Here is a 23604-nt window from a genome sequence, read left to right on the forward strand (position 1 = left end):
AGAGGTGTTCCGGCAGTGGTGATGCTCGGACCATGATAGCCTGCAGGCCAGACCGCTACACTCTGCCGCAACGCAACGAGCGCGCAATCTTTCACGCACCGAGCTTCATCGTGTCCCGACTGTCGTTTTCCTGGCTGCATCGTTCCGCTGCCCGGCGCTGCTGGGCCGGCCTGTGCCTGTGCCTGCTGCTGACCGCCGTGGAGTGCTGGTTGCGGGCGCCCGAGCCTGTGGCGCCCAAGGCCGCTTGGCCGGCCGGGACGGAGGCGCTCACCGGCCCGCTGGTGCTGCAGGCCGCCGGTCGCATACCGATGCCGGCGGATGCTCCGGCCGCCCATGCCAGCACTCTGCTGGCCATGCCAACGGGGCATTCCGCGGCCCTGCAGGCCTACTGGTTTGCCGGTTCACGCGAGAGCGGGCCCGATGTGCAGATTGCGGCCTCCGAGTTCAATCGGACAACCCAGCAGTGGACCCCGGCTACTTATGTGGTCAATCGTCATCGTGCCGCCGCTGTCCTGGGCTTCGGCCTGCGCCGCCTGGGCAATCCCGTGGCCTGGCGCGACGGGCAGGGCCGCACGCATCTATTTGTCGTCGCCACCGGTCTTGGTGGCTGGGCGGCCGGGCGTATCCTGCACCTGCGCCAGGATGCGCCGCAGCAAGCCTTCCATCCCCTGGGCGTGCTGCCCCTGTCCTGGCTGTGGAACACGAGCCACCTCGTGCGAGCCATGCCCTTGCCGCTGGCTGATGGGGGTATGGTGTTGCCGGCCTACTTCGAACTTGGCATCAAATACCCCGTGGCCTTGCGCTTCGATGCGGCCGGCGAGTTCCGCGGCATGATGCGGATGTCGCAGCGCGGTGACCTGCTGCAGCCCACGCTCTTGCCGCGCAGTGAAACGGAATGGGTGGGACTGCTGCGCGACAACCGTGCGCAACGGCAACTGCGCGCGGTGATCAGTCATGACGCCGGCCGGAACTGGGACGACCTGCCTGACCTCGACATGCCCAACCCCGACGCCTCGGTGGCCGGACTGAGCCTGCGGCCCGGTCTGATGTACCTGGCCCACAATCCGCGTGCCGAGTCGCGCGCCCAGCTGGTGCTGAGCCGATCCAGCGATGCGCTGCACTGGACCCAACTGGAAGTGTTGGCGCAGGGGGATGGGCGCAGTGAGTTCTCCTATCCCTCCATGGCCTGGGTCGATGGCAGCCTGTGGATCAGCTACACCGAAGAGCGTCGCGGCATCGCCTGGCAACGCTTCATGCCCTTGCCGACTGCACGCTGAGAACATAACAAGATGGACGCCCTGAACACCCTGCTCTCGACGCAGACGCCCCTGCTGCCACAGGTCGGATGGGTGGGCGTCTATCGCGTGCTGGGCTGGGGCCTGGTGCTGGCAGGCATCGCTCTCTGGTGTTTGCGCCGCAGCGGCAGCCGGCCGGTATGGCAGCGCGGCCTGCCCCTGCTGCTTCTGCTCTGGTGCCTGTGGCCCGGACCGCTGTCGCCCGCCTACTGGCTGGGGCTGGCGTTTCGTGTGCCCAGCCTGTTGCTGGTGTTGTTGTCGGCCTGGTTTCTGGTGTCGCACTACCGCCCCCAACTGCTGATGCCCTTGCCGCTGACGGATCTGCGCCGCTGGGCCTGGGCGCCGGTGCTGCTGGGGTGGGTGCTGTTGCTGGACGCTTTCGCGCTCTGGCCCTTCAGTCTGTACAGCCTGGGTTTTGCGCCGCTCACCTTCGGGGTGTTGGTGCTGCTGTGCCTGCTGCCCTGGGTACGGCATCGCGTGGCCCAGCCTTCGATCCTGCTCGTTTCAGTGTTGACGCTTTTTGTCTTGCTGCGCTTGCCCACCGGCAATGTCTGGGACGCGCTGCTTGACCCGTGGCTGTGGCTGCTGTTGCAGGCGGAGTGGCTGCAACGCCGCTTGCGTCGCGCTCAGGGCTGATCGCGCACCAGCAGCCATTCGCGCCGGTACAGCCACTGCTGCGGGTACCAGAGGTTGTCCAGCCGCACTTCACCGGGCAGATGCCGGCTGGTCAGCAGCCAGCGCTCGCCCAGCACACGGCAACCCGGCAGACAGGGCGGTGCGGTTTGCGTCGGCTCGGACTGGATCCAGACCACAGCCTCGTGCGTGGTCAGCAACGCCCGAAGCTCTTCAGCCGGTGTCGGTGGCGCCACGCCCTCGGCCCGGCGTGCCATGGCGCGTGCGCCAGTTTCGTAAGGCAGGAAGTGGTGCGGGCCGGGCAGCAGGAACTGGAAGCGCTCGAACTGGCTGTTGAAGCCATTGGGCACGGCGATCCTGCCTTGGGGTGTGGCGGCGATGGCCTGCGCCCCATATCGGCCCACGGGGCCATCCATGGGCGCAGCGCTCAGGTTGAAGGCGGCGTAGACCAGCAGGCTGGACAGCACGGCCGTACCGCGACTCCAGGGGGAGCGCCAGAGACCGGCTGCGATGACCACGGCGCCAGCCGCCACAGCCAGCAGAGGAAGGACCAGTTCCAGCGTGGAAGACAGGCCGAGGCCATAGCCGATCCAGGCAATGCGCGCGATCACGAGCAAAGCCAGGCCAGCGATCAGCAGCGTGGGCAGGAACCAGGCGCGTGCAATATCACGCCAGTGCAGGGCCAGCAGCATGGCCACGGCCGGCATGGCCGGGATCACGTAGCGCGCCGAGCGCTGGCTGGGAAACAGGAAGACCAGCAACCACACCCCGGCCCAGGCCAGCAGGATGGCCTGGTGTGGCGACAGCGGCCATTTCTTGCGCAACAGCGGCAGGCGTTGGAGACCCAGCCAGGCCAGGCCGGGGATGACGAAGAACAGCAGGCCGGCATTGACCGCATAGGCCAGCAATTGCGACCAGATGCTGGAGCCGCTGAGCGAGAAGGCTTCCTGCCACCAGCCGCGCGCATCGGAGAACTTGGCGGCGTTCTCACCAACGATGAACTCGCGCCAGACAGCCTGCGGATCAGGATCGAGCACGAACCAGAGACCGAACACCGCCAGGGCAAGTACCGCGCTGACGCCGGTCTTGAGGGTGTGCTGCCAGATGGCTCGCCAGCTCAGATGCGATTCGCTGGCCACCAGGGCCAGCCACCAGGCGGCGGCAGCCGGGGCGATCAGCGCGAAGGATTTGTAGGCCAGGCCCAGGCCCAGGCCCAGGCCGAAAAGGAGGTGCGCCAGCCAGCCGGGGCCGGCTGCCGGCAGGCGCGCGCGTTGCCAGAGCAGGGCGAACAGCGGCAGGCTGAACCAGAAGGTCTCGGGTGCACTTGTGAGGTAAGGGCGGCCATAGCGAAAGGTGCTCAGGAAGGCCAGGAAGATGCAGGCCGCCATGAGCCCCTCGCGCCAGCGCTGCGTGACGGCGCGCAGGCACAGCACGATGGCGCCGCTGACCAGCAGCAGGTAGAGCAGGCTGGGTGTGCGTAGCGCGGCCATGCTCCAGTGCGCGCCCCAGTTACCGGCTACCATGGCTTGCCAGAAGAGCATGGGGGGTTTGGTGTTGCGGGTATCGACCAGCTCCGAGGCCAGGGGCAACCACTGGCCGGTGGCGGCGGTCTCGCGCGCAATGTGCACGTAGACCATCTCGTCGCCGTTGCTGGGGACGTATTGCCCGTCCAGGCCGAAGGCATAGACGAAGGTGGCCAGCAGCAGCAGGGCCAGCCAGAAAGCCGTGGGCCGATGGTCAGGATGTAGGAGTGATGAGCGCATGGCAGGCGTGACGCCGGGTGGGACCGGCCATGCCCGCGATTATGGCTCGCGCTTGTGACGGAAGGTCCAGCGGTCGTTGGCGATGAAGTTGCTGACGCTGGCGATCACGATGGCGATCACGTTGGCCAGCAGGTAGTGCATGCCCATGTGGGTCAGCCACAGCGTGAGCGCGTACTGCAGCAGGATGCCCAGCCACGAGGCCATGGCGTACTGGCCCACCTGGGCCAGCAGGCTGCGTTTGCTCAGGCGCTGGCCTTCTTCGACCGCCGTGGCGTGCAGGCGGTCGGACCAGGTCCACAGCCGGTTCCAGGTGAAGTTGTTGACGGTGGCCACGGCAATGGCCAGGGCCAGCGAGAAGTAGGGCTTGCTGCCCACCGGTTCGATGGCGCGGAAGAGGAACTCATGGGCGACGTACAGCACGGCCAGATTGACCACCGTGCCGCTGGCGCCGACCAGGCCGAAGCGGACATAACGGAAACCGTGCAGCCAGTCGATCAGTTGCCAGAATCGTTCGCGCAGGGAAGGTTTGTTCATGCGGCAGCGGGTTCTTCGCGCAGCGCCTGCAGGGCATCGGCCAGCACCGGGTCGGGGGCGATGCGCTTGAGGCACTGGTTGTCGCCGTCGCAGAAGGTCAGGCGGTGGTTGTAGGCCGAGAGGCAGGGCGAGCAGGCGATGCCTGATTCATAGACCGTGGCCTTCGGCCCGAAGGAGCCGGGCAGGGGACCGTAGAGCTTGCCGGTCTCGGGGCCGAAGAACATCAGCGTACGGATGGGCGTGAGGCTGGCGAAGTGGCCCGGGCCGCCGTCGTTGGTCAGCAGCAGATCGCTGGCGTGGAAAAGCATCAGCAGCTCGCGCAGGCTACGCGTGTAGCCCGTGAGCGCAATGCACTGCTCGCTGCCGACCTGCTGTTTGATGTCCTGGGCCAGGGCCATGTCTTCCTTGAGGCCGATGAAACCCACCGCATGACCTTGTTCGCACAGGCCGCGCGCCACGCGTGCGTAATGTGCGGCCGGCCAGGCGCGCTCGGGCAGGATGCCGCCGCCCGGGTACATGAGCACGATCTTGCGGCCGGCCAGCACAGGGTGGTCGCGTCGCAGTTTTTCGCGGTAGGCCGCAAGCTCTTCAGGGGTGAAGGGCACGGACAGGCCGGTCTGCGCGGGCAACTCGCGTATGGGCGCAGCCTTGTGGCGCGGTGCGCCATCGCTTTCCAGGGCGTCGACCAGCGAGAGGAACTGCTTGCTGATGTGCTGGTAGGGGTTGTAGGGAATCGCGCAGTTGATGTAGCTGCCGCGGTACAGACCTTCCTGCGTGTGCGGCGTGAAGCCCGCACGGCGTGGCGCGCCGGTCAGGTAGGCAAGCAGGCTGCTGACGCGCGAGAACAGCTCGCAGTCGATGACGGCGTCCAGCGGCAGGCGGCGCATGGCCACGCTCACGCGCCAGATGTCGCGCACCAGGCTCAAGGGCGAGCTGTCGTCGATGCCGTGGAAATGGGCGTCTTCCGTCAGGCGCAGCATGCGCGCGACTTCCTGGTTCTTTTTCAGCTGCAGTACATGCAGGGTGACACCGGGATATTGTTCGCGCAACGCCTTGAACATGGGGCCGGCCAGCACGATGCTGCCCATTTCGGACAACAGGATGACCAGGATGTGGCGCGGCGCCTGCTGACGGTCGACCTTCGGCGCTCGCGTGCCCAGCAGCCGCGCCCACAAGGAGACTGCAGAGCACAGGAGCTGGCCGACCCAGCGATCGATCCAGCGTTGCGTCTGCAGTTTCATGCGTGTTCTCCTTGCACTCGGTACCTTGTGGCTACGACCCGGCCCTGCGGGCCTTCACATCGCTGGCGCGATATGAGTCTGCGCCGCAAGGCTCAGGATGCGCTTCGCGCATGCCGTGTTTACAGCCCGGCCGCTGCACGCAGCGCCTGAGCCTTGTCGGTGCGTTCCCAGGTGAACTCGGGCTCTTCACGGCCGAAGTGACCGTAGGCGGCCGACTTCTCGTAGATCGGGCGCAGCAGGTCCAGCATCAGGATGATGCCCTTGGGACGCAGGTCGAAGTGCTCGGCCACCAGGGCGGCGATCTTCTCGTCGGAGATCACGCCCGTGCCCATGGTGTTGACCGTGATGTTCATGGGCTTGGCCACGCCGATGGCGTAAGCCACCTGGATCTGGCACTTCTTGGCCAGGCCGGCAGCGACGATGTTCTTGGCCACGTAGCGCGTGGCATAGGCGGCGGAACGGTCTACCTTGGAGGGGTCTTTGCCCGAGAAGGCGCCGCCACCGTGCGGGCAGGCGCCACCGTAGGTGTCGACGATGATCTTGCGACCGGTCAGGCCGCAGTCACCCTGGGGGCCGCCGACGACGAAACGGCCGGTGGGGTTGACCAGGTACTTGGTGTCCTTGAGCCATTCCTTGGGCAGAACAGGCTTGATGATCTCTTCGATCACGGCTTCGTAGAAGCTGGCCTTGAGTTTGGTGGCGGTCTCGGACTGGTCCGGGCTGTGCTGGGTGGAGAGCACCACGGTGTCGATGCTATGCGGCTTGCCGTCCACATAACGCATGGTCACCTGGCTCTTGGCGTCGGGACGCAGGAAGGGCAGGCGGCCGTCCTTGCGCAGCTGGGCCTGACGTTCGACCAGGCGGTGCGCGTAGTGGATGGGCGCAGGCATCAGCGCGGGGGTTTCGTCGCAGGCGTAACCAAACATGAGGCCTTGGTCGCCAGCACCGATGTTCAGGTGGTCGTCGCTGGCGTGGTCCACGCCCTGGGCGATGTCGTTGGACTGCTTGTCGTAGGCCACCAGCACGGCGCAACCCTTGTAGTCGATGCCGTACTCGGTGTTGTCATAGCCGATGCGTTTGATGGTGTCGCGCGCGACCTGGATGTAGTCGACGTGTGCGTTGGTCGTGATCTCGCCGGCCAGCACCACCAGGCCGGTGTTGCACAGGGTCTCGGCGGCTACGCGGCTGCGCGGGTCCTGCTTGAAGATCGCGTCCAGGATGGCATCGGAGACCTGGTCGGAGACCTTGTCGGGATGGCCTTCGGAAACGGATTCGGAAGTGAAGAGATAGTCGTTCGCCATTGAATAAACTCCAAAAGTGGTTGTCAGGCGCGTTGCCTGGGCTGGGAGCTTCGGCGAACGCTTTAGCAGAGGTGTCATGAATGACGGCACAATCGTTCCCTTTCGGGGTAGCGGCCTGTGCCTGTCGCCCTGCAAGTAGTTCCGTAACTCGGCGACGCCCGCATTTTATCCGAATGATGGTCCTTTTTCGCATCCTGTCCTGGCTGCCCCTGTGGTTGTTGCACGGCATCGGCTGGGGCTTGGGGTGGCTGGTGTTTGCCCTGTCTCCCACCTATCGTCGGCGTTTTGTTGCGAATGGGCGGCAAGCCGGTCAGGATTGGCGGCATTGCCGTGGCGCTGTCGGTCAGGCCGGCCGCCTGGTGGCCGAATTGCCGCGCTTGTGGTTTGGGCGACCTGCGAAGGTGATCTGGGATGGCGATCAGCATATCGAGCAGGCCCTGGCCCAGGGCCTTGGCATCGTGTTCCTGACGCCGCATCTGGGTAGCTTCGAGGTCACGGCCCAGGCCTATGCGGCCCGCTTTGGCGCCATCCAGCCCATCACCGTTCTGTTTCGGCCCTCACGCCAGCCGCGGTTGCGCTCGCTGGTGGCCACCGCTCGCCACCGACCCGGTCTGCAGACGGCGCCGACGACCCTGGCCGGTGTCAAGCAACTGATCAAATCCCTGCGACGAGGGCAGTCGGTGGGCTTGCTGCCCGATCAGGTGCCACCGCAGGGACTGGGTGTCTGGGCGCCGTTTTTCGGTCGCGAGGCCTACACCATGACCCTGTCGGCCCGACTGGCACAGCAAACGGGCGCCGCCGTGCTGCTGGCCTGGGGCGAACGTCTGTCCTGGGGGCGCGGGTACACCGTGCACGTGCAGCCCTTGGGCGCGGAGCTGCCGTCGGACCCGCAAGCCGCCGCCAAGGTGATCAACCAGGCCATGGAGCAGGTGATCGCCAGTTGCCCGCAGCAGTACCTCTGGGGTTACGCCCGCTACAAGCAACCGCGTCAGGAGAAACTTTGATGCAGCACCCGGGTGTCCTGTTCATGCGCCTGATCGCGCCCCTGCCCCTGAGCTGGATCCGGGGCCTGGGCGCGGTGATGGGCTGGGTGCTCTATGCCCTGGCCGTGCCGCGTCGGCGGGTGATCATGACGAACCTGGCCCTGTGCTTTCCGCAGGAGTCCCTGGCCGTGCGGCGGCGCTGGGCACGCGAATGCGTGGTGCATTTTGCCCAGGCCTGGTTCGACCGCGCCTGGCTCTGGAACGGCAAGCTTGAGGTGCTGCGGCCGCGCCTGCGCATCATCGGAGCGGTCGAGGAGCTGCAGGGCGACATACCGACGGTGATCTTCGCGCCGCATTTCTTCGGCCTCGATGCCGCGGGGACGGCCATCAACGACCAGATCCGCCGGCCCATGGTCAGCATCTACACGCCGCAGCGCAACCAGGCGGTGGACCAATGGCTGCACGATGGGCGCCGGCGCTTTGGGAACCTGCAGCTCTTCTACCGCGATCAGGGCGTCAAGGGCATCGTCGCTGCCTTGCGCGAAGGTGCGCTGCTGTACCTGCTCTCCGACATGAACTTCGGACCCGAAGAGTCGATCTTCGTTCCCTTCTACGGCGTGCAGGCGGCCACCGTGCCCTCCTTGCCGCGCTTCGCTCGTCTGGGGCGCGCCAAGGTCGTGCCGGTGACGGCGCGCATGACGCCCCAGGGTTACGACATCGAGGTGCACCCGGCCTGGAAAAACTATCCGAGTGCCGATGTGCAGGCTGATACGGCCTATATGAACCGCTGGCTTGAAGGCCTGATCAACACCATGCCCTCGCAGTACTACTGGGTGCACAAGCGCTTCAAGACCCGCCCGCCCGGTGAGCCGGGCGTGTACTGACAACTCAGCTCTGCAGGAAGCGCTGCAGCGAGGCGATCACGCGCTGCGGCTGCTCATGCACGATCCAGTGGGTCGCGTCCGGCACGGTTTCCAGCGTGAGTCGCGGGATGTAGTCGTCCAGCCCCGCTATCAATTCGGGCGGCAGCGCGGTATCCCCCAAGGCCCAGAGCACGAGCGTCGGCAGTGAGATGGTGAGCATCTCGCGCGGCAGCTCAATGGCGCCGGCGGCCGGGTCCCCGGCGCGTGGCGGCCGCAGCGGTGAAGCTCGGTAGTAATTGCAGCCACCGGTCAGGCCCTGGTCCCAGACAGCGCGGTAGCGCGCCTTCACCTCATCGGTGAGCCAGCCAAAGCCGCCCGTACCGGCACCCATGCCCAGGAAGAAGTCCCAGAGACGGCGATAGTCGTCCTCGGCCAGCAGTTTTTCGGCGTCGGGCCGGATCAGGAAGTTCATGTAGGCACTGGCGGCCTGCTGCTTCGGATTGCGCTTCAACTCGCGCAGGAAGGTGCCTGGGTGAGGCGAGTTGACGATGGCCAGCTTTTGACTCAGCGCTGGCAATTGATTGGCCAGGTTCCAGGCCACGGCGCCGCCCCAGTCGTGCGCGATGAGGCAGGCCAGGGGTGCGGCGCCGGCTTCTATCGCGACCAGTGCAGCGATGTCCTGCACCAGATGTTTGGCGCGGTAGGCGGCCACATCGGTGGGCGCGCTGGACTTCTCGTAACCACGCAAGTTGGGGGCCACGCAACGGTAGCCACCGTTTTCGGGCCGGGCGAAATGGGCCAGCAGCTCATCCCAGACAAAAGCGGCTTCGGGGAAACCGTGCAGGAAGAGCAGGACCGGTCGGCCGCGCTCCCCGGCGGCGCGGCAGCTCAGGGTGATGCCGTGCGGCAGCGGCTGCAGCCAGGTTTCGATCATGCGGTCGCAGGCGGGCTGTCCGGGTGCGCCCATGCCCACAGCAACTGGGCCACATCCTCGATGCCGGTGCGTTTGGTGGCCGAGAACAGGCGCACTTCGCCGCCGCCGGCCTGCAGTTTCATGATGGACAGGGCCTTGGCCCCCTCGCTGCGCGTGAGCTTGTCGGCCTTGGTCAGGATGACCAGGAATTTCAGGCCTTCCTCGACGCGTGGACGGATCACCTCGAGCAGGACCTGGTCCAGTTCGGTCAGGCCGTGGCGCGGGTCGCACATCAGCACGATGGCCTTGAGGTTTTCGCGGGTGACCAGGTAATTGGCCATGACCTGTTGCCAGCGGATCTTGTCCTGCTTGGGCACGGCGGCGTAACCATAACCCGGCAGATCGGTCAGCACGGCGTCGGTGACGCCCTGTTTGCCCAGGGCGAACAGGTTGATGTGCTGGGTGCGGCCAGGTTTCTTGGAGGCGAAGGCCAGCTGGTTCTGCTGGGTCAGGGTGTTGATGCAGGTCGATTTACCAGCGTTGGAGCGGCCGACAAAGGCGATTTCCGGCACGTCCAGGGCAGGCAGGAAGTGCAGCTCCGGGGCCGTGGTCAGGAAACGGGCCGTGTGCAGCCAGCCCAGGGCCTGGACGGCCAGTGGATTGGGGGGGGCGGGCTTGCCGCCCAGGTGGGGGGGGGCGGCCGTTTTGGAGGGGGGAGTCATGGAGTGGTGGTGAAGTGCCCGGACCTGCATTGTAGAATCGGGCAGTTTTGCTCTAACCACACCCGAACCACCATGAAGTTGCTTGCCCCCCTGATGTTGGCTGCCGTGCTGGCAGCGCCCGCCTTCGCCGCCGAGGACGCCAAGGCGCCGGCCAAGCCTGATTTGGCCAAAGGCGAAGCCAAGTACACCGCAGTCTGCGCGGCCTGCCACGGCGCCGACGGCAACTCCGGGATTCCGGCCAACCCCAAGCTGGCCCAGCAGCATCCCCAGTACCTGGCCAAGCAGTTGCAGGAATTCAAATCCGGCAAGCGCAACAGCGCCGTGATGAAGGGTTTCGCCTCGGTGCTCAGCGACGAGGACATGATGAACATCGGCGGCTGGCTGGCCGCGCAGAAGGCCAAACCGGGTTTCGCCAAGGACAAGGACCTGGTGGCCCTGGGTGAGCGCATCTACCGCGGCGGCATCCCCGACCGCCAGATCGCGGCCTGTGCCGGCTGCCACAGCCCCAACGGTGCCGGTATTCCTGCTCAGTACCCGCGCCTGAGCGGCCAGCATGCCGACTACACCGGCGCCCAGCTGCTGTCCTTCCGCGACGGTGTGCGCAAGAACAGCGTGCAGATGACTCAGGTTGCTGCCAAGATGAACGATCGCGAGATCAAGGCCGTTTCCGACTACATCGCGGGTCTGCGTTAAGCAATACACCGGCAAGCTGCCCGGTTATCCCGATATGAATAAGTCGCGGATGATGTTTGGTTCACAATGCCGGCTAGACGCCCGCTGACGGAACCCTGCAGTCCCCAGGCACTCTTACCCAGGCGGGTCTTTGCATGAAGACCCGCCTTTTTGTTTTCTACAGTCCACCGTCACTATCGCCATGACCGTCTCCACCCAGGGCCTGGAGTTGCCCGCATCCTCCCGCACCCTGCGTGCGGCGGTGGAATTGCTGTCGTCCATGCGCTTTTCCATTTCGCTGCTGACCGTGATCTGCATCGCCTCGGTCATTGGTACGGTGCTCAAGCAGCACGAGCCGCTGAACAATTACATCAACCAGTTCGGCCCGTTCTGGGCCGAGGTCTTTGGCAAGCTGGACCTGTACGCGGTCTACAGCGCCTGGTGGTTCCTGCTGATCCTGGCCTTTCTGGTCACCAGCACTTCCTTGTGCATTGCCCGCAACACGCCCAAGATCCTGGCGGACCTCAAGGCCTACAAGGAAAACATGCGCGAGCAATCGCTGCAGGCTTTCCACCATCGCGCCCAGGCGAGCCTGGGTGAAGCGCCCGAAGCCGCCGCCCAGCGCCTGGGCCGTCTGCTGGCCACCGGTGGCTGGAAAGTGAAGCTGCAGCAGCGCGAAACGCCCGCCGGCGCCGGCTGGATGCTGGCGGCCAAGGCCGGTGCGGCCAACAAACTGGGCTACCTGGCGGCACACAGTGCCATCGTGCTGGTCTGCCTGGGCGGGTTGCTCGACGGCGACCTGATCGTGCGGGCCCAGATGTGGTGGGGCGGCAAGGCGGTCTACAACGGCGGCGGCCTGATTGCTGACGTCAAACCCGAGCACCGCCTGAGCGAGCGCAACCCGACCTTCCGCGGCAACCTGCTGGTGGCCGAAGGTACCCAGTCGAGCACCGCCATCCTGAACCAGTCCGATGGCATCCTGCTGCAGGACCTCCCTTTTGCCATTGAACTCAAGAAGTTCATCGTCGAGCATTACTCGACCGGCATGCCCAAACTCTTCGCCAGCGAGATCGTGATCCACGACAAGGCCACGGGCGAAAAGAAGGAGGCCCGGGTCGAGGTCAACCACCCGGCCAGTTACAAGGGCATCGAGATCTACCAGTCCAGCTTCGACGACGGCGGCTCGACCGTGCGTCTCAAGGCCCAGCCCATGAACGCGGCGACCAGGCCCTTCGAGATCGAGGGCGTGATCGGCGGCAGTTCGCAGTTGAGCAACGGCAACCAGAAACTCACCCTGGAGTACACCGGTCTGCGCGTGATCAACGTCGAGAATTTTTCGGCCAACGGCCCCTCGGGCGTGGATGTGCGCAAGGTCGATCTGCGAGCGTCCCTGGACAAGCAACTCGGCGCAGCCAACAAGGCGGATGCCCCCAAGACACAGCGCAATGTGGGCCCCAGCGTGAGCTACAAGCTGCGTGACGAAGCCGGCCAGGCGCGCGAGTTCCACAACTACATGCTGCCGGTCGATCTGGGTGACGGGGTACCTGTCTTCCTGATGGGCATGCGCGAGACGCCCTCCGAGCCCTATCGCTATCTGCGGGTACCTGCGGACGCCCAGGGCTCGACTGATGAATTCTTCCGTCTGCGCGCCGCGCTGGCTGACCCGGCCCTGCGGGCGCAGGCCGTGCGCCGGTATGCCGCGCGCATGATCGATCCTTCCCGCAAGGATCTGCTGCCCCAGCTCAGTGCGTCGGCCTTGCGGGCGCTGAGTCTGTTCTCGGGCGCCGAGCCAGTGCCGGGCAGCCGTGCGCCGGGCGGCCTGCAGGCCGTAGCCGACTTCATGGAGAACAACGTGCCTGAAGCTGAACGCGAGCGTGCCGGCGAGATGCTGGTGCGCATCCTCAACGGTGCCTTGTTCGAATTGCTGCAAGTGACGCGCGAACGTGCCGGGCTCAAGCCCCTGGCCTCGGACGAAACCACCCAGGCCTTCATGATGCAGGCCGTGCTGGCGCTCAGCGATGCCTATTTCTATCCGGCGCCCATGGCCCTGCAACTGACGGATTTCAAACAGCTGCAGGCCAGCGTCTTCCAGGTGGCACGGGCCCCAGGCAAGACCATCGTCTACCTGGGCTGCGCCCTGCTGATCCTGGGCGTCTTCGCCATGCTCTACGTGCGTGAGCGCCGCCTCTGGATCTGGCTGACGCCGCAGGGGCAGGGTGCCCAGGCCAGCATGGCCCTGTCATCCAACCGCCAGACCCTGGATACCGATCGTGAATTCGAACAGTTGCGCGACAAGTTGTTGACTAGGAGTCCTGCATGAACACCGCCACGACCACTTTGACCCTTAACGAGGGCTACTTTGCCAAGCGCAGTCTCTTCGACTGGCTGTTTGCCCTGCTGGTGGCTGTGGGCGGTCTTTACGCCTATGCCAACTACCATCCCTTCATGGATGCCTACGAGAAAGGCATCCTGCTGCTGGCCATCCCCGCTGCCGTGGCGCTGGGCTGGTTCTGGCGGCCGCTGCGGGCGTTGATGCTGCTGGTGGCCGCCTTTGCGCTGCTGGGTATCGCCTCCTACCAGGGGCCGGATGGCGGAACACTGGCACGGGCCGAGAGCGTGTTCTGGCTCAAGTACTTTCTGTCCAGCCAGTCGGCCATCCTGTGGATGAGCGTGCTGTTCTTCATGAGCACGGTGTTCTACTGGATCGGCATGTTCAGCCGGTCGCAGGGCGCCACCATGGAATTGATCGGCTCGCGCCTGACCTGGGTGGCCGTGGGCATGGCCCTGATCGGCACCATGGTGCGCTGGTACGAAAGCTACCTGCTGGGTCCGGATATCGGCCACATTCCTGTCAGCAATCTGTACGAAGTGTTCGTTCTGTTCTGCTGGATGACGGCGGTGTTCTACCTGTACTTCGAGCAGCAGTACGGTACACGCGGCATGGGCGCCTTCGTCATGCTGGTGGTCAGCGCGGCCGTGGGCTTTCTGCTCTGGTACACCGTGGTGCGCGAGGCGCATGAGATCCAGCCGCTGGTACCGGCGCTCAAGAGCTGGTGGATGAAGCTGCATGTGCCGGCCAACTTCGTCGGTTACGGCACCTTTGCCCTGGCGGCCATGGTGGCGTTTGCCTACCTGATCAAGAGCCAGTCGCAGGAAACACGCTGGCACAAGCTCGCGCCGCTGTGGATCTTCGGCATCGTCTTGTGTTTCGTGCCGCTGGCGTTCCGCCAGAGTTCGGCCGCCGCTGGCGGCAGCTACTGGCTGGGCTACTTCATCATCGCCACGCTGATCGTGGGCGGTATCCTGTTGGGGCGCCGTCGCATTGCCGAGCGCCTGCCTGCGCTCGATGTGCTGGACGACGTGATGTACAAATCCATCGCTGTCGGTTTTGCCTTCTTCACCATTGCCACTGTGCTCGGTGCCCTGTGGGCGGCGGAGGCCTGGGGCGGTTACTGGAGCTGGGACCCCAAGGAAACCTGGGCCCTGATCGTTTGGCTCAATTACGCGGCCTGGCTGCACATGCGTCTCATGAAGGGCCTGCGCGGCACGGTCGCCTCGTGGTGGGCGCTGGCCGGCCTGGGTGTGACGACCTTTGCCTTCATCGGCGTCAATATGTTCCTCAGCGGCCTGCACAGCTACGGCGCGCTGTAGGGTCATGCGGCCGGCCCGTACGGCCGGGCACGATCTTTGTAAGAATGGGGCCCAGTTCTGCGACTGAGTTCCTAGGAGGATCGCATCATGTTGATCAAGACCCGTGACGATGGTTACACCCATCCGCTATCCAGCGAGATCACCTCGCAGCCTGTCTACCAGGACCGGCGTCAGCTGATCGGCCTGATGGCCGGGGGCGCCGCCGGCGCCGTTCTGGCCGGCTGGGCGACGCGCGATGCGCGTGCTCAAATGCCCGGCCAGGGCGCCAAACTGGCGGGCCGGAAGTCGACGGTGAGCGGCGCAAGCACCATGGACAAGCTCACCGAATTCAAGGACGCCAGCAGCTACAACAACTTCTACGAGTTCGGAACGGACAAGAGCGACCCGGCGCGCAACGCGCACACGCTCAAGACCGTGCCCTGGACCGTGTCCATCGAGGGGCTGGTCAAAAAACCCGGCAACTACGCGCTGGAAGACCTCCTCAAGCTGTCGGCGATGGAGGAGCGGATCTACCGCATGCGCTGCGTCGAGGGCTGGTCCATGGTGATCCCGTGGGTTGGCTATTCGGTGGCGGAGCTGATCAAAAAAGTCGAGCCGCAGCCCGGCGCCAAGTACGTCGAGTTCGTCACCCTGGCCGACAGCAAGACCATGCCCTATGTGGGCTCGCGCGTGCTGGATTGGCCCTATGTAGAGGGCCTGCGCATGGATGAGGCCATGCATCCCCTGACCCTGTTGACTTTTGGCATGTATGGCGAGGTGCTGCCGAAGCAGAACGGCGCGCCCCTGCGACTCGTGGTGCCCTGGAAGTATGGCTTCAAGAGTGGCAAGAGCCTGGTGAAGATCCGCTTCACCGACAAGCAGCCGGCCACGGCCTGGAGCGTGGCCGCACCCCAGGAGTACGGTTTCTATTCCAACGTCAACCCGCTGGTGGACCACCCGCGCTGGAGTCAGGCTGCCGAACGCCGCATAGGCGAGGATGGACTCTTTGCCAAGAAGCGCAAGACCTTGATGTTCAATGGCTACGAACCCCAGGTGGGGCAGTTGTATGCCGGCATGGACCTGAAAAAGTATTACTGACAAACGGCTCCAAGTGGACACGGCGCGCCTGAATCGCTGGCTGCTGGGCCCAGCCGTCAAGCCTGTGCTGTTTCTGGCCGGCCTGTTGCCTGCATTCTGGCTGGTCTATGCAACCGCGAGTGATCAGCTGGGGGCCAACCCGGCCGAAGCGCTGATCCGATCCACGGGCGACTGGACCTTGCGCATGCTGTGTCTGGTACTGGCCGTCACGCCCCTGCGCATTCAGCTGAAACTCTCGGCGCTGGCACGGTTGCGACGCATGTTAGGGCTCTTCGTCTTTGCCTACGCTGTCTTGCATCTGCTGTGCTACGGGTGGCTCGACATGGGCCTGGAGCCGGGCGACATCGCGCGCGATATCGCCAAGCGGCCGTTCATCCTGGTGGGGTTCACCGCCTTTGTGCTGCTGACGCTGCTGGCTGCGACCTCTTGGAATCGTGCGATTCGCGCGCTCGGGGCGGTCCGCTGGCAGGCCCTGCACCGGCTGGTCTACGCCGTGGCTGTTCTGGCCGTCCTCCACTTCTTCTGGATGCGCGCCGGGAAGAACAATTTTGCCGAGGTCCAGGTCTATGCGGGTGTGCTCGGCCTGTTGCTGGGCTGGCGCCTGTGGCGCCTCTGGTCAGGCCAGCGCCCCAGGACGGCTGTTGGTCAGACGCGGATCGATCAGAGTCCGCGGTAACTGGTACATGCGCTCGTCGAAGAGGTCGACACCGCACGGCAGGTTTTCAATCCAGTCGAAGAAGGCGGGGATGGCCGGGCCGGCTAACGGTGCGCCGTGCTGCGGCACGAGCATGGAAATCTCCAGCTTGCGTGCCATCGCTGCCCACAGCCTCAGGATCTTGTTGGAGACCATGTAACGACGGTGGAAGCCCTCCATCAGCGGCACGTGCGCCTTGAAGTCGGTCACGGGCTTTTGTGCCTGCCGGCCCGACATCATGGAGACACCCAGGTCGCCCGTGAACAGTATCTTGCTGATCGGATCGTAGAAATGGAAGTTGCCTTCGGAGTGCATGAAATGCGCTGGCAGCAGATGCAGTTCGCTTTTGCCCAGGGGCAGGATACCGCCTGCGTCGCCGACGCCGATGACCCGGCCCTGGGTCTTCCCGGCTTTGGTGAAGTGGGGAACAAACCGTTCCCAGATGCGCGAGATGACAAGCTGCGCAGGCGTCGATGTCAGCCAGCGATCGAGCGAGGCAATGATGTCCGGGTCTGCGTGCGAGGCGACGATGTAGGACAGGTGCTGCGGCGTGAAGAAGCGCGAGCTGGTCAGCAGCAGTTCGTTGAAAGCCAGATTGCCACCCGGGTCGATGATGGCGCCATGGTCATGGTCGACGATCAGGAACTGGTTGGCCTGGACGGCATCACCGTCCTCCTCCACCAGATCGGTGAACATCAGGCAGACGTGATTGGGGTCCCGATAGAGTTCAATCGACACGGAGGGCGCCTTTATGAAATGACAAGGCGCGACTATAGGAAATGTCGCAGCCGCATGATTTGATATGAGTCAAATCATGCGGGATTGAGGTGTTCAGAGTAAGCGTTCGTGCTGAAACGTGTCCGAAGGCGTCTCTCGTCGACGTATCAGGTCCGCTTGACTTCCATCAACCAGGATCTCGGCGGCGCGACCGCGGGTGTTGTAGTTGCTGGCCATGCTCATGCAGTAGGCGCCGGCTGACAGCACCGCGAGTTGATCACCTGGCTGCACGTTCAGACTGCGGTCACGGCCGAGCCAGTCGCCGCTTTCGCACACCGGCCCGACCACGTCCCAGGTCGCGCTGGTGCCGGCACGTGGCGCCAGCGGCACGATCTGGTGGTAGGCCTCATACATGGCAGGACGCGGCAGGTCGTTCATCGCGGCATCGACGATGCAGAAGTTCTTCTGTTCCCCGGGTTTCAGGTAGAGCACTTCGGTCAGGCAGACGCCGGCATTGCCCACCAGCGAGCGGCCGGGCTCGATCATGAGTTGGCGCTGGCCGTAGCCGCGGGTATCCAGCTTGGCGAGCAGCTTGGACCACAGGGCATCGGCAGCCGGCGGGGTGTCGCCGTTGTAATCGATACCCAGGCCACCACCGAAGTCGATATGGTGCAGCGGGATGCCGCTTGCCTCGATGGCCGCCACCAGATCCAGCACACGGTCCATGGCGTCCAGATAGGGCGCTTCCTGCGTGATTTGCGAGCCGATGTGGCAATCGATGCCCACGATATGCAGGCCAGGCAGCGACGCGGCGCGCTGGTAGGTGACCAGCGTGCTTTCGTGCGCGATGCCGAACTTGTTGCCCTTGAGACCGGTCGAAATATAGGGGTGGGTCTTGGGATCGACGTTGGGATTGACGCGGATGCTGATAGGCGCGCGTTTGCCCGCGGCGAGTGCAACTTCGTTGAGTACGTCGATTTCAGCTTCGCTTTCGACGTTGAAGCAGCCGATACCTGCGGCGAGCGCCTGGCGCATTTCGGCGCGTGTCTTGCCGACGCCCGAGAAGATGATCCTGGCGGCATCGCCACCTGCAGCCAGCACCCGCTCGAGTTCGCCGCCGGAAACAATGTCGAAACCACAACCGGCTCGAGCGAACAGCTGCAGCACGGCCAGCGAGGAGTTGGCCTTCATGGCGTAGCAGATCTGCGCCTTGCGGCCGGCAAAGCCGCGCTGGTAGGCGCCCAGGGCTGCCAGCATGGCGGCTTTGGAATAGACGAACAGCGGCGTACCGTGCTGGCGGGCCAGATCGGCCAGGCGCACATCTTCGACGAAAAGTTCATCGCCCCGGTAGGCGATGTGAGGTTGACCCGGGAGTGGTTTGGCGGTCATTGGGAGGCAGGAGCGTTGGTGGATGCCGGGGCAGGAGATTGGCCCGGGGTGGGGGTGTCGCCGGCTTTCTTGTCGGGCATGGCGGGCCACATGGACTGGGGCAGGGTGGCGCGGCCGGCCGCAGCCGGCTCCTTGGGCAGGTACAGATTGCCGGTCTGGCCACAGCCGGTCAAGGCTAGCAGTACCCCTGTCGCAATGACAGCAGGAACGGCATGGCTAAGGGCCCTGACTAGAATCCGAGGGGTTTGCAACATCACGGAATTGTACTTACCGAACCCGTCTCCCATTCGAGCGAGGACGGCTCACAAGGTAAGGCGCATCAGGCCGCACGACCCGATAAATCGCCAACTTGGCAACGCCAAGAGAGACGCCAAAAAGGTCAGCTAATTCCTGCTGGGTGTAGTCGTCAGAGAGCCACAACTGCACCAATTCCGCTTCCTGATCTTCGGACAGGGTACGAGGCGGACCCCACTTCTTTCCCCTTGCCCTGGCAGCAGCTTGACCAGCCATGACACGCTCACGAATCATCGAGCGTTCTAGCTGAGCCACAGCGCCGAGGATCTGAAATGTGAACTCACCGATCGGGCTTGAGGTATCTATAGGCTCAGTGAGGGAGCGTATCGAGGCACCGGCAGCCTTGAGGCGTGCGAGGATCGTCAGCAGATCACCAAGGCCACGAGCTACTCGATCGAGCTTCCAAACGACCAACGTGTCACCCGCGCAAAGGCGATCAAGCGCACGCTGTAGCTCAGGACGTGGGCCAACGCCAGAACCGGCCTCTTTAAAAACGAGGCGGACACCTGCTTTTTTTAGCGCGTCGAGTTGAAGGGCTGTATCTTGATCGGTTGTCGAGACACGAGCGTAACCGACGAGCATCAGCGGAAATATCTAAGCCCGAGCGCAAGGACTAAGGCGAGAACGACCCAGAAGATTGCGATGAGGCTCCAATGCCAATCACCGAAAAGATCGAAGCCAACTTGCTTGCGAGTGGGAGTGGACTTCCTCGATTGTGACGAGGTTGAATCCATCTTGTCTCGCTTGTTGGCATGATCCTTATACCAATCACGATCGTAAATGCCCATGGTGAATCCTCCGCCCTGTTTTCTTGCTATGGACTTGATAGTAAACCATTCTCAGCGGAGAGGAAGTAGAAGTCCTGAAAGCGAGGCAGGAAGGACTGACCAACGACCTGCCCAGGCATGAGGACAGAGTAAACGGCCTGGAGGGCATCGAGGAGATTGCCGAAGACGCCAAGGTCTACAGGGAGGGGGACCTCGCACTTGCCGAACTTCGCCCACCTGTTAGACCACTTTTCGCCCTCTGCGAATTCCTTAGTTATGTACTTCGCAATGTAGGCGGCAATCTTGGCGCAAGTAGAGCGCTTGCCCTTTGCCCGAGAGAGATTGGCAGCACCACCGAGATCGCCAACGACAGCCAGCCAGATACGGCGCAGAAGGTCATAAGACTTGACCTTGCAAGGTACGCCGAGGCTGTTTTTTTCCATGAAAAAGTGAGGGATGCCAGCGGTAGCAAGGTGGACATGCCATGCACCCCGTTTCTGTTTCTCGAAACCGGCCACGCACTGGAAACCGGGGAGAAAGCGCTTCAAGCGACGATTGAATTCATTTAGATGCCGCTTGCAAAGGCCCAAATCGGTCATTAGAGCGCGATACGTGAGGGTGATCATGGAGTTAGTACCCATGGCCTTGCAAAGATGCCTGACACGCTTCCTAGCACCCTGGGCGGCCCTCTCAGCGTGACGCTGGGCAATCTCAGAAGCGTTTTCCTCACGGTACCGGGCCATCATGTCGAGATGGTCACGAATCACCGACTGCGACCAATCGCATTCGACCCACTCGATACAACGGCTTGCCGTGGCCTCTAATTGGCCGTTACCGAGGTCGTAGGCCTTGACCTTGTAGGTATCCGCCCCACGACCTAAAAACGCCGTAGCGGTCGTTATATCGAACCCGGGGTCATTGCAAGACCGGCCCAAACCGTCAATAATTCGAATCACGTTTTGAAACTCCTAATTTCAGAACCAGACCCGGGGGCCTGCCAGCCTGCCGGGTCTTTTTTTTGGCCGTTTAGCCTTGATGCGTCAAAGTTTCTTAGGAATAAATTTAGGGCCTGCCTGCGCCGGCTGCGCCGGCGCGAGGCGCGGCCCCCACCACCGGATAAACCAGGGTTGAGGCGGCAGGCTCAGCATGGGTTTCACCCATACCCACCCCATGAATGGGGCCCCATTGCTTAGCAGTGTCGAGATAGGCCAGGACGTCGCGCTCCGGAAGGTTGTCCGCAGGGAGCCAGCCCGAGGCGAGAGGCTTGGGGCGAGCCTGGAGATCCTCGCAGAGGTCCGGGTCAGCATCGACACGCTTGCCCTTGTCGGTGTAGCAGCGACAACCGGCATCAGGGCGGTAGACGCACCCGGAGAGTTCAAGGGGGATACTGGATGCCGGGGCGGTCTCCTCATCGTCGGTACTGGATGCCGGGGCGGTCTCGCCTGGGCCACTACTGGATGCCGGGGGGGTAGAAGCGGCAGCAACACTGTACGCCGGGGGGGTCTGAGCGATGCCCTTGCCGCTCATGGCGCCGCTCATGGTGCTGAAAGCCGTGGGCGCGACGACCAAACCACCGACCAGGGCGAGAACGGGCACGATCAACCAGGGCGGAATTTTCTGCGACTGCTTTGTGTGTAGCTCCGAGCTTTTATACAGGCTGTATGAGGACTTCGGATAGGACCACAGCGACATGGTGGCCGACTTCGTGCGATGAACGTCAACAGAGCAGCCATCCCAGTCATAGATAGCCGCACGAGCGAGGCCGAAGAGGCGACGGACATGCTGATGACGACCGACGAGGCGGCGCACGTTCTGATCGATCAGCATCGGATTCTGCGTGATGACAATGAAGTCCACGCCTAGATGCCGGTGCGTCTCCAGATGCTTGATCATGTCCGGTGGCTTTGTGCCGAGGCCACGAGGACGCCAGTAGCGCTGCACCTCGTCCACAAGGATGACGTCACCGGGCTTGACCCATGAATACCAGTTCAGCAGGCCCTGGCCCTCGCAGGAGAGATTGCCCTTTTCATCCTCGACCAGGGGAGCCATGAGGTCATGAGGCAAGACCAGATCAGGGACGCCATCGACAACGAGTCGCCGCTGAATATCCTTACCGCGGTGGCGGAGCTTTTGCGCGAGAAGCTTTTGAACGAGTGTCGAGACAGCGTACAGAGTCTTGCCGGAGCCAGGGACACCGGTGATGAGGTAGATCATGCCGCACCCATGAAGAACTTAGTCGCAGAGACAGCGGCCCACATGCCGACACGGGCGACCATTGCGCCGCAGACGATGCCGATGCATTGAGGGATGCCAGCGATAGAGGCCAGCGCGAGAACGTCAGCCGCCACGCTAGCCCAATTCGACGTAGCCATATCGATCAACGATTGAAGCGAGGCACTGACACCGGTAAAGGTGATCGTTCCGATACCCAAGATCGTCAGCGCACGGAGAACGAGCGGACCGGCAAGAGTGAGGAGCCAAGAGCCAAGACCACCCATTTACGTCACCCTGAATGAATCGGCCACGATGAACGCAGCCAGGACAGCCGCTAGGGCGAGAAAGAGAGTCTTGAGAAGAGCCAGCCGATCACACAGAGGCTGATAGCTGACGCCGTAGGAGGCACCCCGAACAGTGAAGGACAGGGGACCAGGGCAGACGCTGGAGGAGGAGAAGGCCACAGCCGTGACGGTGACGACATGGGTTTTCTTTTGGAGAGTGTCGCTTGTCGGTGTGTCGAGCTTTGAGCAGCCCACAGAGTCGGGGTACTTCGCGCATTGGTCGGGCTGCTGATCTGGAGTGCTGGTTGTTGTCGTGACAACGCCGTTATTGTTAACGGTGGTGACGGTGTTGTAGTTGACGTTATTGTTGTTGTACGTGATGTTATGGACCGTGGAGGTCGTGACAGTGCCGCCAGGGCTTGTCTCAGTCTTAGAAGGCCCGGTTACTGACGCAGGCCCGGTAACTGTAGGAGTAGCGGAGCCGATGGACTCACCACCCTTGAGAGCCTCAACGACAGCGGAGGGGAGAGCAGAGGAGGTCGGCCATCCAGACTTCAACGCGATCGCATCAGCAAACTCCTGCTGAGTGGAAGGCAGATAAGAGACAGGTGAGGGAGCGGTTGATTGCTGCGTGTACGCCCAAGACGATCCGGCATTCGGAGTGACACAGACAGTGCCATTGTTGTAAGCGCCGGACCAATTGGCACCCGGGATCAGCGTTTGCATATTGGTAGCAAACGCAGAGCAGGCCGCATCCTTAGTTGATAGGTAAGGCGCGGGGTTGTTGTTATTCGTGATCTTGTAAAGGTAGCAGGGCGCGACGGAGCAGACGTTAGAGTCTTGCTTTTGAAAAGTGGTAGAGCCGTCAGGATTCTTGGTGAGGATGTAGTTCAGCTCGCTAGCAAGCTGGATAGTGGCAAGAGCGAGATTTGCGCGAAGGGCATAACGGCCAAGCGCATCACCAATAGCGCGACCAGTGGGGACCACCTTTGCAGTGACGTCAACAACAGCACCAGCACCGCCGATGGGAAGACGCCCGGTTGACTTGCCGACGAGGGAGCCGTTATCGATTCCGTAGCCTGCATTTCCGTGGCTAGCGGGATAGGCGGGAACCCACTGCGCGGAGGGCTGAACGTATCCGCCATTCCAGTCAATATTCCAGCCGCTGGAGGACTGAGCGTTACGGAATTGGGCGTGAGCTACTTGAACAGGAGCCAGAGTAAGAAACAACAGCCCCAGCAGTAGGCCAAAAGTTGAATGTCGAACATGGCTCATAGCCCCCCCGAGACTTCGGTATCACGTGACGAACAGTTAGGGCAGGTGAACTTGTCACCTTCGAGGATTTCCTCGTACTCAGACCACTCGATTTCACCGGCTTCGAGCATGTCCATAGCGTCAGAGGGCGAGACTTCGGAGGCGTTATGTTCCTGACCAACGAAGCCGCAGGAGTTGCAGTACAGCATCAGGACTCCGGGCGAGAAGTGAGAAGGATATAGAGGCGCTTGACACCCCAGATGACGCAGGCAGCCGTGAGGACAGCAGCGAAGATAAGAGAGACGGCCTGATAGTCATCAGCCGTGGCCTTGTAAGGGGTGAT

Annotated in this window: 24 protein-coding genes; 9 read left to right on the plus strand and 15 right to left on the minus strand. The window is 63.3% G+C overall.

The window, feature by feature from the left end; translation table 11 throughout:
* The first annotated feature begins 110 nt into the window (after positions 1 to 110).
* Entirely contained in the window at positions 111 to 1277 is a 1167-nt protein-coding gene (locus AC1RRP_RS07070) for an exo-alpha-sialidase (protein ID WP_493034583.1), read from the plus strand.
* A 12-nt stretch (positions 1278 to 1289) separates the two neighbouring features.
* On the plus strand, positions 1290 to 1931 hold the full coding sequence (locus AC1RRP_RS07075; RefSeq protein ID WP_493034584.1) for a hypothetical protein: 642 nt from the start codon (positions 1290 to 1292) through the stop codon (positions 1929 to 1931).
* On the opposite strand, the gene AC1RRP_RS07080 is transcribed toward AC1RRP_RS07075, so the two are convergent.
* The 4 genes from AC1RRP_RS07080 to metK form a co-directional block, all read right to left on the minus strand.
* Positions 1922 to 3691, minus strand: coding sequence for a glycosyltransferase family protein (locus AC1RRP_RS07080; RefSeq protein WP_493034585.1), 1770 nt, complete (start codon positions 3689 to 3691; stop codon positions 1922 to 1924). The two genes, AC1RRP_RS07075 and AC1RRP_RS07080, sit on opposite strands and share 10 nt — an antisense overlap.
* Positions 3692 to 3730: 39 nt before the next feature.
* Positions 3731 to 4225 carry a GtrA family protein gene (locus AC1RRP_RS07085; RefSeq protein ID WP_493034587.1) on the minus strand — a complete coding sequence of 165 codons (495 nt, stop codon included), beginning with the start codon at positions 4223 to 4225 and terminating at the stop codon, positions 3731 to 3733.
* Positions 4222 to 5466 (minus strand): glycosyltransferase family 9 protein, encoded by a 1245-nt coding sequence (locus AC1RRP_RS07090; RefSeq protein WP_493034588.1) that lies wholly within the window; start codon positions 5464 to 5466, stop codon positions 4222 to 4224. The genes AC1RRP_RS07085 and AC1RRP_RS07090 overlap by 4 nt, the downstream gene beginning before the upstream one ends.
* A 119-nt stretch (positions 5467 to 5585) precedes the next feature.
* Positions 5586 to 6767, minus strand: coding sequence for a methionine adenosyltransferase (metK, locus tag AC1RRP_RS07095; protein ID WP_493034590.1), 1182 nt, complete (start codon positions 6765 to 6767; stop codon positions 5586 to 5588).
* A gap of 173 nt (positions 6768 to 6940) precedes the next feature.
* Between metK and AC1RRP_RS07100 the strand changes: the two genes are divergently transcribed.
* Together AC1RRP_RS07100 and AC1RRP_RS07105 are read left to right on the plus strand one after the other, a co-directional pair.
* Positions 6941 to 7771, plus strand: a complete 831-nt coding sequence (locus AC1RRP_RS07100) for a lysophospholipid acyltransferase family protein (protein ID WP_493034592.1) — start codon at positions 6941 to 6943, stop codon at positions 7769 to 7771.
* Positions 7771 to 8634 carry a lysophospholipid acyltransferase family protein gene (locus tag AC1RRP_RS07105; protein WP_493034593.1) on the plus strand — a complete coding sequence of 288 codons (864 nt, stop codon included), beginning with the start codon at positions 7771 to 7773 and terminating at the stop codon, positions 8632 to 8634. The genes AC1RRP_RS07100 and AC1RRP_RS07105 overlap by 1 nt, the downstream gene beginning before the upstream one ends.
* A gap of 4 nt (positions 8635 to 8638) precedes the next feature.
* On the opposite strand, the gene AC1RRP_RS07110 is transcribed toward AC1RRP_RS07105, so the two are convergent.
* Positions 8639 to 9547 carry an alpha/beta fold hydrolase gene (locus AC1RRP_RS07110; protein WP_493034903.1) on the minus strand — a complete coding sequence of 303 codons (909 nt, stop codon included), beginning with the start codon at positions 9545 to 9547 and terminating at the stop codon, positions 8639 to 8641.
* Positions 9544 to 10248 (minus strand): ribosome biogenesis GTP-binding protein YihA/YsxC, encoded by a 705-nt coding sequence (gene yihA / locus AC1RRP_RS07115; RefSeq protein ID WP_493034594.1) that lies wholly within the window; start codon positions 10246 to 10248, stop codon positions 9544 to 9546. Before yihA ends, AC1RRP_RS07110 begins: the two co-directional genes overlap by 4 nt.
* A 72-nt stretch (positions 10249 to 10320) precedes the next feature.
* Here yihA and AC1RRP_RS07120 point away from each other — a divergent pair, with 72 nt between their 5' ends.
* The 5 genes from AC1RRP_RS07120 (at position 10321) to msrQ (ending at position 16324) form a co-directional block, all read left to right on the plus strand.
* On the plus strand, positions 10321 to 10941 hold the full coding sequence (locus AC1RRP_RS07120) for a c-type cytochrome (protein WP_493034595.1): 621 nt from the start codon (positions 10321 to 10323) through the stop codon (positions 10939 to 10941).
* Between the two features lie 181 nt (positions 10942 to 11122).
* Complete coding sequence (locus tag AC1RRP_RS07125) at positions 11123 to 13240, plus strand: cytochrome c biogenesis protein ResB (RefSeq protein WP_493034596.1); 2118 nt, start codon at positions 11123 to 11125, stop codon at positions 13238 to 13240.
* Entirely contained in the window at positions 13237 to 14571 is a 1335-nt protein-coding gene (gene ccsB / locus AC1RRP_RS07130; RefSeq protein ID WP_493034598.1) for a c-type cytochrome biogenesis protein CcsB, read from the plus strand. The genes AC1RRP_RS07125 and ccsB overlap by 4 nt, the downstream gene beginning before the upstream one ends.
* Positions 14572 to 14658: 87 nt before the next feature.
* Positions 14659 to 15648, plus strand: a complete 990-nt coding sequence (gene msrP, locus AC1RRP_RS07135; RefSeq protein WP_493034601.1) for a protein-methionine-sulfoxide reductase catalytic subunit MsrP — start codon at positions 14659 to 14661, stop codon at positions 15646 to 15648.
* Positions 15649 to 15676: 28 nt separating this feature from the next.
* Positions 15677 to 16324 (plus strand): protein-methionine-sulfoxide reductase heme-binding subunit MsrQ, encoded by a 648-nt coding sequence (gene msrQ, locus AC1RRP_RS07140; RefSeq protein WP_493034906.1) that lies wholly within the window; start codon positions 15677 to 15679, stop codon positions 16322 to 16324.
* Here the strand turns inward: msrQ and AC1RRP_RS07145 are convergent.
* The 9 genes from AC1RRP_RS07145 to AC1RRP_RS07185 all read right to left on the minus strand — a co-directional run bounded on the left by AC1RRP_RS07145 (position 16265) and on the right by AC1RRP_RS07185 (position 23470).
* Entirely contained in the window at positions 16265 to 17080 is an 816-nt protein-coding gene (locus AC1RRP_RS07145; protein WP_493034603.1) for an oxygen-binding di-iron domain-containing protein, read from the minus strand. The two genes, msrQ and AC1RRP_RS07145, sit on opposite strands and share 60 nt — an antisense overlap.
* A gap of 93 nt (positions 17081 to 17173) precedes the next feature.
* Positions 17174 to 18448, minus strand: a complete 1275-nt coding sequence (lysA, locus tag AC1RRP_RS07150; RefSeq protein ID WP_493034605.1) for a diaminopimelate decarboxylase — start codon at positions 18446 to 18448, stop codon at positions 17174 to 17176.
* Positions 18445 to 18735: an LPS translocon maturation chaperone LptM gene (gene lptM / locus AC1RRP_RS07155; protein ID WP_493034607.1), complete on the minus strand. Its 291-nt coding sequence runs from the start codon at positions 18733 to 18735 to the stop codon at positions 18445 to 18447. Before lptM ends, lysA begins: the two co-directional genes overlap by 4 nt.
* The gene (locus AC1RRP_RS07160) at positions 18716 to 19324 is read right to left on the minus strand and encodes a recombinase family protein (protein WP_493034609.1); all 609 of its coding nucleotides are present in this window, start codon (positions 19322 to 19324) and stop codon (positions 18716 to 18718) included. The genes lptM and AC1RRP_RS07160 overlap by 20 nt, the downstream gene beginning before the upstream one ends.
* A gap of 232 nt (positions 19325 to 19556) precedes the next feature.
* Entirely contained in the window at positions 19557 to 20465 is a 909-nt protein-coding gene (locus tag AC1RRP_RS07165; RefSeq protein ID WP_493034611.1) for a rolling circle replication-associated protein, read from the minus strand.
* A gap of 106 nt (positions 20466 to 20571) precedes the next feature.
* Positions 20572 to 21723, minus strand: coding sequence for a zonular occludens toxin domain-containing protein (locus tag AC1RRP_RS07170; RefSeq protein WP_493034613.1), 1152 nt, complete (start codon positions 21721 to 21723; stop codon positions 20572 to 20574).
* Positions 21720 to 22007 carry a DUF2523 domain-containing protein gene (locus AC1RRP_RS07175; protein ID WP_493034615.1) on the minus strand — a complete coding sequence of 96 codons (288 nt, stop codon included), beginning with the start codon at positions 22005 to 22007 and terminating at the stop codon, positions 21720 to 21722. Before AC1RRP_RS07175 ends, AC1RRP_RS07170 begins: the two co-directional genes overlap by 4 nt.
* Positions 22008 to 23282, minus strand: coding sequence for a virulence factor TspB C-terminal domain-related protein (locus tag AC1RRP_RS07180; protein ID WP_493034617.1), 1275 nt, complete (start codon positions 23280 to 23282; stop codon positions 22008 to 22010).
* Entirely contained in the window at positions 23279 to 23470 is a 192-nt protein-coding gene (locus AC1RRP_RS07185) for a hypothetical protein (protein WP_493034619.1), read from the minus strand. Before AC1RRP_RS07185 ends, AC1RRP_RS07180 begins: the two co-directional genes overlap by 4 nt.
* Positions 23471 to 23604: the final 134 nt, after the last annotated feature.

The sequence above is a fragment of the Hylemonella sp. GW821-FHT12C09 genome, assembly GCF_058807395.1.